The following is an 11,233-nucleotide window of genomic DNA, read 5'->3' as shown; positions in this document are numbered from 1 at the left end:
TGCGGCCGTGATCGCCCGGAATGCGCGCGGCGCCTGCGGCGTCCGCGACGCCCGCAACGCGGCGCGTCCTTCGGGCACAGGTCCGTCGTGCGGGGAATTCGTGGTAAGGACCCCTGCGTGGTGAAGTGGCTCCGTGCGTCGTCCTTCGCGGCGACGGCTGGCAGGGAGGTGGCCTCGTTCGCGCGGCAGGCGGTCCTGCTCCCGTACGACATCCGCTCGCCGGTGATCCCTCCCGCGGCGCGCGACGGCGATGACGTCGTGATCGTCCTGCACGGGCTCTTCGCGTCCGCCGGCGTCCTGCGGCCGTTGCGGGCGGCGATCGAGCGCCACGCGTCCACCGCGCGCGCGGTGCGGGCGGCCGGCCGGCCGGGCGCGGCATCCAATGCCGCGTCGTGGTCGGTCCACACCGCGACGATGTCGTACGCGCCGGGGCCCGGCGTCGAGGTGCTCTCCTCGCGCCTCGCCGGCGTCGTGGCCGCGCTGCCGGCCGGGGTGCGCCTGCACCTCGTCGGTCACAGCCTCGGCGGCATCGTGTGCCGCTTCTTCGCGCAGGAGATCGGTGATCCTCGCGTCGTGCAGACGATCTCCATGGCGAGCCCGTTCGGCGGCATTCCGCGGGCCGCGCTGCTCGGCTTCGGCGGCGCGCGGGACCTCGACGCGTCGAGCCCGCTCCTGCGCCGCATCCTGCTCGGGACGGCGCGCTCCTGCGTCCCGCACCTGTCGATCATCGCGGGCGCGGACACGCTGGTCCGCTCGCCCATCGCGCACGCGCTGCCGGGCGGCGAGGTGCGGGTGATGGAGGCGCGCGGCCACAACGCGCTCCTCTTCGACCCCGAGGTGGCCGCGCTCGTCGCGCGGCGAATCGTCGACCGGCGCCTCGGCGCGCGCTGACCGGTATCGCCGCTCGGCGCTTCGTGGTAGCTCGCACGCGTGCGCTCGCCGATCGCCTCCCTCCTCGCCCTGGGCTCTCTGCTCGCCCCGCTCGCGTGGTCGTCGCCGTCGCGCGCGGACGCCTCCGCCTGGGTCTTCACCGGCGCCGGCGCCGTGGGCTGGAAGCAGGGCGACGCCGATCTCGTCGTCGACGGCGCGCTCTCGCTCGACGTCGGCGTCGGCACCACGCCGGACGCGCCCTTCATCTTCGGCGGCCTGGCGCGCGCGACGCCGATCCTCGGCAGCGGCGTCGATCTCGCGCTGCTCGCCCGCGTCGCGACCCGCGGCTTCCAGGCGGGCCAGCTCGGCCTGGCGCTCGACGCGGGCGGCTACGCGCGTTTCTGGGGCGAGCGCTCCACCGGCTTCACCGGCGCGCTCACCCTCGGCGCCCCGCTCGGCATCAGCCTGTCGCTCCAGGGCAGCGTCGGCACCGGCGACGCCGTGGCGTTCGGCGCCGTGGCCGGTATCGACCTGCTGCGCCTCACGGTCTATCGCCAGTCGCTCCTGCCCGTGTGGCCGAACCCGTTCCCCGCGCAGGAGCGCCCCCAGGACGTGGCCCGCCGCTGACCCGCGCCAAAGCCACGCCCCCCTGGCCTCTCCTCCACGAGTCAGCGCCGGCGGGTGGGTCTGCCTCATCCACGAGGTCAGCGCCGGCGGGTGGGTCTGCGCGCGCCGGCGTGGCGCGGGCGGGCGCGCCGAGCACCGACCGAGGTGCCATAAGGTCTCAGCGGGCTCCACGTTTCAGGCGCGCCTCGTGTGGCGCGCAACGAAACGTCTCAGTCGGCAAGGCCCGAAGGGAGACATGCCGGGCGGTGTTGTATGCGCGAGCTCCCCGGCCCCCGTCTTGGCGGATGGCCGAGCGCCCGCCCGCGCCACGCCGGCGCGCGCAGACCCACCCGCCGGCGCGTGCAGCTCGGAACGCCCCCCTGTGCCCCCTCAGCCGCTGAACCCCGCCAGCGCCGTCACGAGCCGATCGAGATCCCCGCGCCCATGCCGCTCGGTCACCGCGACGAGGAGCTGGTCGCGCCGCTGCGGATCGATCCGCCCGAGATCGAGCCCCGCGATGATCCCCTGCTCCGCGAGCGCCCGCGTCAGCCTCCCCGCGTCCCCGCCGCGGACCTTCACGACGAACTCGTGGAAGGTCGGCGCCGGGAGCGGGAGCGCGTACCCGTCGAGCCGCGCGATCTCCCGCTTGAGGTACTCGGCCTTCGCGAGGCACTGCCTCGCCGCCTCCACGAACCCGCGCTTGCCGAGCATGCACATCCGCATCGTGACCGCCGTCGCGCAGAGGCCGCTGTTCGTGCAGATGTTGCTGGTCGCGCGCTCGCGCCGGATGTGCTGCTCCCGGGTGGCGAGCGTCAGCACGTAGCCCCGGGTCCCGTGCTTGTCGACCGTCTCGCCGACCAGCCTGCCGGGCACCTGCTGCAGGTACTTGCGATCGTTCCTGCACGCGAACAGGCCCACGTTGGGGCCGCCGTACTGCGGCGGCAGCCCGAGCGGCTGGCCCTCCGCGACCGCGATGTCGGCCCCGAGGGCGCCCGGCGACTCGAGCAGCGCCAGCGCGTACGGATCCGGCGTGACCGTGATGAGCAGCGCGCCCTTCTGGTGACACGCCTCGGCCACCTTCCGGATGTCGCCGACCACGCCGAAGAAGTTCGGGTAGCCGACGACCACGCACGCCGTCGTCTCGTCGATCGCCCGCGTGAGCGCCGCGACGTCGGCCGCGCCGTCCTCGCCCACGTCGACGCGGGTCAGCGACGCCTTGCCGGTCCCGATGCCGTGCACGTAGGTCTCGACCGTGCCGACGTAGTCGGGGTGCACGCCCCCGGACAGCACGGTCCGCTCGCGCCCGGTGAGCCGGCGCGCCATCAGGACCGCCTCCGCGAGCGCGCTCGCGCCGTCGTACATCGACGCGTTGGCGACGGGCAGCCCGAGGATCTCGCTCACGATCGTCTGGAACTCGAAGATCACCTGGAGCGTGCCCTGGGCGACCTCGGGCTGGTACGGCGTGTAGGCCGTGTAGTACTCGCTGCGGAGCAGCAGCTGATCGGCGGCCGGCGGGAAGTGGTGCTCGTAGGCGCCGGCGCCCAGGAACGAGAGCATGCTCGCCGCGCGGTTCTTCTGGGCGAGCTCCTCGAGGTGCCGCATCAGCGACGCCTCGTCGAGGGGCGGGTCCAGCGACAGCGGGCCCTTGACGCGCGCCTCCTTCGGGATGGCGCTGTAAAGCTCCTCGAGAGACGACAGGCCGACGGCCTGCAGCATCGCGCTGATTTCCTCGGGCGTATGGGGCAGGTAACGCATGATCTTGCTGCGGAGAGGGGGAGGCGGGGGCGCGGCGCTCAGTGCGCCGTCTTCAGGATCTCGGTGTAGGCGGCGGCGTCCAGGAGCCCGCCGAGCTCGCCCTGGTCCGAGGGCACGATCTCGATCATCCAGGCCTTGCCGTAGCAGTCCTCGTTGACGAGCTCGGGGCGGCTCTCCAGCTCCGCGTTCACGCGCTGGACCTTGCCGCTCAGCGGCGCGAACAGATCGCTCAGCGTCTTGACGCTCTCGATCGTGCCGAAGGCCGTGCCCGCGGTGATCGTGTCGCCCGGCTTCACGTCGAGGTTGACCAGCGTGATGTCGCCGAGCTGGTCGACCGCGAAGGCGGTGATCCCGACGACCACGCGGTCGTCCTCCTGCTTGGCCCACTCGTGGTCCTTCGTGTACCGCCGGTCCGTTCGGACATCATCGCTCGCCATGTGACTCTTCTTTCTCCCTTTACGTGATCCCGGGGCGCCTGCGCGGCTCCCCCGCGGGGCTCGAGCGCGGGTCAGGCCCGCTTGTAGAACGGGGTCTTGACCACCACCGCCTCGACCGAGCGACCCCGGCAGTCGACCTGGAAGGTGGTCCCGATCTTGGCCATCGAGGCCGGCAGGTACCCGAGCCCGATGTTCTTGCCGACGGTCGGCCCCGGGCTGCCGCTCGTGCAGACGCCGACCTTCTCGCCCGCGGCGTCGAGCAACGGGTAGCCGTGGCGCGCGATGCCGCGCCCCACCATCTCGAAGCCGACCAGCTTGCGCGAGGGCCCCTCGTCCTTGACGCGCTGGAGCGCGGCGCGCCCGATGAAGTCGCCCTTGTCGAGCTTCACCACCCAGCCGAGGCCCGCCTCGATCGGGTTCGTGGTCTCGTCGATGTCGTTGCCGTAGAGCGACAGGCGCGCCTCGAGGCGGAGCGTGTCGCGCGCGCCGAGGCCCGCCGCCTCGATGCCGAGCGGGCCGCCGAGCTCCATGAGCGCCCGCCACAGCCGCTGCGCGTCCGAGGGGGAGCAGAAGATCTCGATGCCGTCCTCGCCGGTGTAGCCGGTGCGGGCCACCGTGCAGCGGATGTTGGCGAGCGTCGCGTCGCGGAAGTGGAACGCCGGCAGATCGCGCAGCGCGGCGCCGTCGCCGCTCGCGAGCGCCACGATGTCGAGCGCCTTCGGCCCCTGGAGCGCCATCATCGCCGTGCGGTCCGAGGCGTCCTCGAAGCTGCAGTGGCCCTGCGCCGCGCTCCGGAAGTGGGCGGCGATCTTGTCGCGGTTCGAGGCGTTGCAGACGATGAGCCACTGGCGCGCGTCGATCCGGTAGACGAGGAGGTCGTCGAGGATCGTGCCGCCCTCGTTGCACGCGCAGGTGTAGAACGCGTGGCCGTCTTCCAGCTTCGAGGCGTCGTTCGTGATGAGGTAGTCGACCACCTGCCCGGCGTGGTCGCCGCTCAGGATCATCTCGCCCATGTGCGAGACGTCGAAGAGCCCGGCCGCCGTGCGCACCGCCCTGTGCTCCTCGGTGACGCCTTTGTACTGGACCGGCATCTCCCAGCCGGCGAACGGGACCATGCGCCCGCCGAGCTTGATGTGCTCATCATAGAGCGGGGTCCTTCGGAGGGGAGCGGAGGGGAGCGGCTTGGTCGACACGGGCGCGATCTACTTCGAATGGTCGAGGATGTCGACTGGCGCGGCGCCCTCTCGCGGCGCATGGTGTCGACGCGGCGCGGGTCGCGCAAGCGAGCGCACGCGCCGGCGTCGCGCTCACTCGAGGCGGGTGGGATCGAGCACCTTGCCGTCCGGCGTGAGCCCGTGGCGGCGCCAGCGCTCCTCGACGGACAGACCAGGCTCCGGCGGCGGACGGGTCTCGTCGCGGACGACCAGCTCCGAGACGTGCGCGCGCGAGACGACCTCGATCCGGACCTTGCGCTGCGGCGCGCTCTTCACGGTCGCCTGCGCGAAGATCGTCTTGCCCGGGCCGGTCTCGACGCGGCCCGCGAGGACGCGCGTCCGGACGTAGTTCGCCACCCGCTCGGCCGAGATTTCCCCCGTGGCGAAGACCGCATCGGAGAAGCGCGCGCTCACCCTCATGCGCCGCGGGATGGGGAGCCCGAACGCCTGCTCGACGCCCTCGGCGAGCTCGCCCGGCAGCACCTGATCGACGGGCGGCCTCGGCGCCGGGGCCGCGGTCGGCGCCGGCGGCGGCGGCGGCGCGTCCGCGTCGCCGCGGCACGAGAGCGCCGCGGGCGCGGCGCACGCGGCGCACGCGGCGAGCGCCGCGGCGCGCGACAGCCGGGCCCGCGTCATTCGACGATGCCCGCCCACGAGTCGATCCTGACCACGGTGCGCGGCGGCTGCAGCGTCCTCGTCGTGGTGCGCGCCTCGCCCCCCTGGGCGTCCTCCGCGCCCGCGGCGCCGGTGTGATAGACGAGCTGGTACTCGGGCGCGGTGGCTTGCCGGACGATGGTCTGCGCGCCGAAGTGCGGATCGGAGAACGACTCCACCTCCACGCACGTCGGCTTCTGCGTCACGGCCACGCCGAAGATGATCGAGCCCGGCGGCTCGTCCACGTGGTCGGGGAGATCGTCGCCGTCCTCGGGCGGCGCGTCCGGATCGGGCACGAGGCACCCGTTCGGGTACGCCGCCGGGGTCCCGTCCTCGCCGCGCAGGTAGTCGACGCCCCAGAGCGAGCCGAACCCGTCGGCGCACGCGTGGGCCCCGGGCGCCGTCGGCGTGAACGTCGCGAAGTACGCGCAGCCGTTGAAGAGGGAGATGGGCCCGGTCACGCGCTTGCCGTTCGTGAACGAGATGACCCAGTTCTCGCTGACGCGGAAGCTCCCGTTGTGCGGTCGCTCGGTCAGCGACCAGACGCGCGTGTTGATGTCGCCGCCCGCGGTGAACGTCTCCTGATCGCCCGTGGAGAACAGGATCACCCGGTTGCCCTGCGGGTCGAGGCTCACGACCGGCACCGTCTGGATCGGCTGGCCGCTCGTCGCGGTGTCGCCCGGGATCGAGTACGCGTCCCAGGCGAGATCCACCTCCCACTCGCCCGGCTTCGCCCCCGTCAGGTTGACGCGCCAGAGCGCCCCGTCGGCGTCGCCGACGTAGACGCGATCGGCCACCTGGCCGACCTGCGACGGGAACGGCACCGGGACGCCGCTGATGGGCGAGTCGAAGTCGACCACCTGGGTCCGCGACGCGAGCCCGCCCGGCGCCTCGGAGAGGTGGCCGCGGAACGTCTGGAGCACCTCGCCCGTGTCGAGCCGGACGATCGTCAGCGAGCGCGCCGGGCCGACGGGGCCGCCATCGCTGGCGTTGCCCCAGCACCGCACCTCGTCGCGGACATCGAGCGTGCCCGTCGGGGCGAAGAGCGGCGTCGTCGTGTTCTTCCGCGCGCACGTGCCGGGGCCGAGCCCGGCGGAGCCGCCGGCCAGGATGGCGACCGACACCTCCTTGATCTCGCCCTCGTCCTCGAGCTCCACCATCGCGATCGCCGGCGTCGGCGGCCTGTCGCCGAACAGCGGCGCGCCGCCGTCGTCCGTGGAGAGCTGCCAGAGGAACCGGGGGCTCCGCGGGTCGGTCACGTCGAGCGCGTAGTAGAAGCTGCCGTTCACGACGCCGCTGCTGGCGACCAGCACGGTGCGCCACGTCGCGCCGCCGCCCGTGCCCGCGGCCGCGGCCTGCTCGGCCGTGCGCTCGAAGATGACGTTCCTCACGACGGGCGCGCCGTCGAGCAGCAGCGACTGCTGGTTGAACGTCGGCAGGAGGCGGGGCAGGACGTGGGGCGGCAGGAAGGACCAGAGCTCGTTGTTCTGGACCCGGTCCACCTTGAGCGAGTCGGTCGGATCGGTCGTCGCGGCCACCTGGAAGGCGTGGAGCTGCCCGTCGGTCGTGGCCGTGTAGAGCACGAGCGGCCGGCTCGCCTGGGCCTCCGCGAAGAGCTGGTAGGACTCGTCGGGGATGAGGTCGCGCGGCGGCCCCACCACCACGGGGGTCGAGTGGTAGATGCTGCCGAGCTCGTTCCCGTCGCGCGACGGGAGGTTCGACGGCATCGACTCGCCGGTCTGCCACCGGACGATGCGCTCGGCGCAGATCTCGGGGGTGCTGGCCTGCAGCCCGCCCGCGCACTCGGAGCGCACGGCGAGGGTGGCGTTGTCGGCGACGTCGAGCGCGCGCCACGCCGAGGCGAGCTCGCTCGCGAGCACCGACGCCGTCGCGGGCGCGCCGCCGCCGGTCACCGTGCCGGTGTAGCTGCCGAGCCCGTCGTTCACGCCCGCGGGGCGGATGCTCCGCGTCGAGTGGATGTCTCCGCCGTCGAGCGCGCCGATCACGGTGAAGAACCTGCGCGGCCGCTCCAGATCGTTGGAGTTCACGTTGGCCGCGAAGTCGTCGCCCTTGCCGGGGTCGATGTCCTCGAGCTGCGTCTCCAGCGGACCGTTCCCCGGCTCGCTGCAGACGAAGCGCTTGCGCTCGAGGTTGCCGGTCCAGAGCGAGCCGTCCGGCGGCGGGTTGAACGACGCCGAGAACTGGTACGCGACCCCCTCGGCGGTGCTGCCGGTGGGGCCGGTCGCGGCCGCCGTGGCGAAGACGGGGAGGGTGCGGCTCGTCGAGTTCGCCGCGATGTGCGCGAAGATCTGCGACATCACCGCGGAGAGCTCGTTCGCGTCGTCCGGGAAGTAGCCGTGATCGGTCCCGCCCTCGACGGCGATGCGCGCGAGCGTGCAGCACGCCTTGGCCGCCCCGGTGGGGGCATCACAGCGCCCTCCGGGCAGGAAGTCGGACTGGGCGATCGTCGCGCAATCGAACCCCGCCTCGGTGGACAGGCCGAACCCGACCGCGTAGGTCCGGACGCGCAGGTTCGGGTTCGTGTGGCTGTTGAGCGCGTGCGCGATGGTGTGCGGCTCCTCGTAAGGACAGCCCGTCCCCTCCGGGCCCGGGCCCGCGGCCTGGGCGCAGCTCGGGCGCAGGTCGAGGTTCGGCTCGCCGTCGGAGATGAGCACGATCGAGCTCTTGCGGCAGCCGCCGCTGATGTACGGGTCGGCGCGAGGGCCGAGCGGCCGGCCGTTCCACTCCGACCCGTCGTCCAGCAGGTAACGGCGCGCGTCCTCCAGCATCCCGGCGATCGGCGTCGCGCCGTACGGCCGCATCGCGATGAGCGCCTGCTGGATGCGCTGGTTGGTGGCGCGAACGTCGGTGACCGGCGCGCTGTAGTCCGGGAAGGGGATGAGCGGCCCTTCCCAGAGCGGCGCGGCCGGGTTCCTGGCGCCGACCTCCACCTCCTGGGGCGCGCAGTCGGGCGGGTTGCCCTGCGCCGGATAGCCGCCGGTCTGGAAGTCGGGGAAATAGCTCCACATGCCCTCCACGCCGTCCGCGGGGTTGGGCGCGCCGCCGAGCCACCCGGTGCTCGCGTCGGGGAGCGTGTCGAACGTCATGAGCGAGAACCGGATCCGGTCCTCGTAGATGTCGAGCAGGCCGGATGTAGCCGGCCACGCGCAGCTCTGGGTCCGGTCGTTGTAGAGGTGGAAGCTCACCTGATCGTGGGTCGCCCCGGGGCCCGCCGTGCAGCCGTTGGAGAGCAGGCGATGAAACGGGATATGATAGTTGCTGTCGTAGGGATCCACCGTCCCGAGGCGGAACTCCTCGATGAACTCGCTGCTCGTGCGGGGCTGCGCGTAACAGGAGAAGTTCTCGATGGGGCCGGTGAGCGACTCGACGAGCTTCGCCCAGCGGCTCTTCCGGTCCTCGGAGGCGGGGGGAGAGAGCGGGTTGCAGTCCGGCTCCTGGCCAGAGACCGTCCTCTCCATCGAGCCCGACGTGTCGACGAGCAGGAGGACGTTGGGCAGCGGCGGCTCCACGTCCATCGCCTGCGCGCGGGCGCGCGCGGCGAGGAGGCCGATCGTCGTCGCGGAGCCCGTCATGACAAGTACCTTCGTCAAGCTTCGCATCGTGTGCTCCGGGGTCATCGGGCCGTACAGGGCAAGGTGACATAGGCGCTCAGGGACGCCTGGCTGCCGGCCCTGGCGATGGTCAGCTCCTGCGAGCCCATCGCGTCGAGCGCCTTCGGCCAGAGGAGGCCGCGCGCGTTCAGGGTGACCGTGCAGTACTTGATCGTGGGGCCGCCGTCGGGGCTCTCCGGCATGCCCGGGGGGCTCGTCATCGCGTTGGTCTTGTCGGCCAGCTCGACCCTGAAGCTCCAGCCGATGTCCGCGTGCCCGAGGCTCCCCGGCGCGGCCGGCGTGCTGGCGTCGCCTGGAGCGGGCGGATCGAGGAGGTCCTCCGTCGCCTTGTGGTCGAGCGTCTGCGGGAGGAACGAGAAGCAGTAGGGCGTGCTGTCGAGCGACGGGGTCGAGCACTGCGGGGGGGAGCCGGCGAGCCTCGAGTGGAAGACCGCGGCGTCGACCTCGTTCAGGCTCCCGGCCCGCTCGAGCTCGGCGAGCGCCAGCGAGAGCGCGTATTCCGTGAGGTACTGCGTCTGCGTCATCTGCCGCTCATGGCCGCTGGCGACGGTCGACAGCGTGGCGGCCCGCGCCGCGAAGAGGCCGATCGCGGTGAGCATCGTGATGACCAGCACGACGACGAACACCGCGGCGCCGCGCTCGCCGGCGCGCCTGTGGGACCGGGCGATCCTTGCGTTCACCATGGGACGTAAGCCTGGTTGGGGAGCGCGACGTCGGCGTAGAGCGTGCGCATTCGAGCGTACACGGGCGGGGAGCCGGCCGGGGGCGTGTTGTCGAGGGTGCTGACGCCATCGACGACGCCGGGGATCAGGAACCGGTACCTGCGGCCGTCGGGGCCCGTGACGGGGCCCGCGGGATCGTCGGCGTCGAACGGGAGGTTGACGTCGCGATCGGGCGCCCGGGTGCGGGTCGAGAGCCGGACCTGGACGGCCCGGATGCGCTCCGGCACCGCGCCTGCCGTGGTGTTGTCGCCGGCGCGATCGTACACCGCCGCGTTGTTGGTCGCGGTGATCGGATATCGCGTGAGCTGCGGGTTGGTCACGCCGGGGAGGCCGCTCTCCTCCGCGGTGACGATCCCGAACTTGAGATCCACGGCGTACTCGGCCACGAGCTCGAGCGTCGCCGGGATCTCGCCGCCGTTCTCGTCGAGCTCGACCCGCACGAGCTCGGTGCGGCCGCTGTCGCCGGTCATGCGTTCGACGTCGGCCGCTGCCGCCGGATCCCCCGGGTAGGCGGGCCCCACGAGGGCGCCGTAGCTCGCGTGGCCGATCAGGCTCCGGATGTCGTAGCGGACGCGCGAGACCGGGTTGGCGAACCCGCCGGTGCCGTTGAATCCGGTGGTCACGCCGCAGTCCCCGAACGCCTGGAGCTGCGGCAGCCCGTACGTGGCCATCAGCGTGACCTGGATGGTGTTGACCGGGTCGCCGGCCACGGTGGTGCCCTGGATGACCCCGTACATGTACTTGCTCTGCCCGAGGATCTTGAGGCGCAGGAAGCGGTTCGGCCGGAAGATGTCGTTGAGGCTCGCCCCGCCGCCGTTCGCGCGGGCGAGCGTGCGCTGGACGGCCCCGCTGAACGGATCGATGTTGACGACGCAGCCGCCGGCCGTGCAGTTGATGGAGTTGAAATAGAACTGCTCGGTGGTGTTGAAGCTGCCCCCGATGATGAGGGCGTCGGGCGAGAGGCCGTTGGCCGTGAGCTGGTCGACGCCGGAGCCGCCCATCGACCCGTCTTGCACGATGGTGACGCCCGCGAGGCGCTTCAGCCCCTCGGGCCAGGTGTCGATGTCCCCGCAGAGGAACGGGTCTCTCTGGACGTTCGGGGACGACTGGTGGGCGGCGCGCTGCAGGTCCGCGACGATCCGGTTCAGCCCGAGCGTCGCGGCGAGGTGCGAGGCGGAGGCCCGCGCCTCGTTCTGGAAGAAGCGGGTCGCGTTCTTCGAGAGCAGGAAGGCCGCCATGGACACGGTGAGCCCGGCGGCCATGGCGACGAGCAGCTCCACGAGCGTGAAGCCTCGCTCTCGTGAGGCGCGCGTTCGGGCGGACAGGGGGCGACAGCGGACCAT

The 11,233-nt window shown here is 72.5% G+C and carries 9 protein-coding genes; 2 read left to right on the top strand and 7 right to left on the bottom strand.

Features of this window, described 5'->3' with window-relative positions:
- Positions 1 to 120: 120 nt before the first annotated feature.
- Both WMF31_RS27655 and WMF31_RS27650 read left to right on the top strand, forming a co-directional pair.
- Entirely contained in the window at positions 121 to 891 is a 771-nt protein-coding gene (locus tag WMF31_RS27655) for an esterase/lipase family protein (protein ID WP_436604814.1), read from the top strand.
- A gap of 39 nt (positions 892 to 930) precedes the next feature.
- A complete protein-coding gene (locus WMF31_RS27650; protein WP_436604813.1) occupies positions 931 to 1,497 on the top strand; it encodes a hypothetical protein in 567 nt (188 codons plus the stop codon).
- Positions 1,498 to 1,866: 369 nt separating this feature from the next.
- On the opposite strand, the gene gcvPA is transcribed toward WMF31_RS27650, so the two are convergent.
- From gcvPA to WMF31_RS27615, 7 genes are all read right to left on the bottom strand, one after another.
- Positions 1,867 to 3,231: an aminomethyl-transferring glycine dehydrogenase subunit GcvPA gene (gene gcvPA, locus WMF31_RS27645; protein ID WP_436604812.1), complete on the bottom strand. Its 1,365-nt coding sequence runs from the start codon at positions 3,229 to 3,231 to the stop codon at positions 1,867 to 1,869.
- A gap of 38 nt (positions 3,232 to 3,269) precedes the next feature.
- Positions 3,270 to 3,668, bottom strand: coding sequence for a glycine cleavage system protein GcvH (gcvH, locus tag WMF31_RS27640; protein WP_436604811.1), 399 nt, complete (start codon positions 3,666 to 3,668; stop codon positions 3,270 to 3,272).
- A 71-nt stretch (positions 3,669 to 3,739) separates the two neighbouring features.
- Positions 3,740 to 4,861 (bottom strand): glycine cleavage system aminomethyltransferase GcvT, encoded by a 1,122-nt coding sequence (gcvT, locus tag WMF31_RS27635; RefSeq protein WP_436604810.1) that lies wholly within the window; start codon positions 4,859 to 4,861, stop codon positions 3,740 to 3,742.
- A gap of 114 nt (positions 4,862 to 4,975) precedes the next feature.
- A complete protein-coding gene (locus WMF31_RS27630; protein ID WP_436604809.1) occupies positions 4,976 to 5,518 on the bottom strand; it encodes a hypothetical protein in 543 nt (180 codons plus the stop codon).
- Positions 5,515 to 9,147: a hypothetical protein gene (locus WMF31_RS27625; protein ID WP_436604808.1), complete on the bottom strand. Its 3,633-nt coding sequence runs from the start codon at positions 9,145 to 9,147 to the stop codon at positions 5,515 to 5,517. Before WMF31_RS27625 ends, WMF31_RS27630 begins: the two co-directional genes overlap by 4 nt.
- Positions 9,148 to 9,170: 23 nt before the next feature.
- Positions 9,171 to 9,851: a hypothetical protein gene (locus WMF31_RS27620; RefSeq protein WP_436604807.1), complete on the bottom strand. Its 681-nt coding sequence runs from the start codon at positions 9,849 to 9,851 to the stop codon at positions 9,171 to 9,173.
- Positions 9,845 to 11,233, bottom strand: a complete 1,389-nt coding sequence (locus WMF31_RS27615; protein WP_436604806.1) for a PilW family protein — start codon at positions 11,231 to 11,233, stop codon at positions 9,845 to 9,847. The genes WMF31_RS27620 and WMF31_RS27615 overlap by 7 nt, the downstream gene beginning before the upstream one ends.

Origin of the sequence: Sorangium sp. So ce1036 (genome assembly GCF_051369805.1) — a bacterium.
In the GTDB taxonomy this organism is placed as follows: domain Bacteria; phylum Myxococcota_A; class Polyangia; order Polyangiales; family Polyangiaceae; genus Sorangium; species Sorangium cellulosum_F.
Note: the sequence above shows the minus strand (reverse complement) of the source record. Positions and strands in the feature narration are given on the sequence as shown.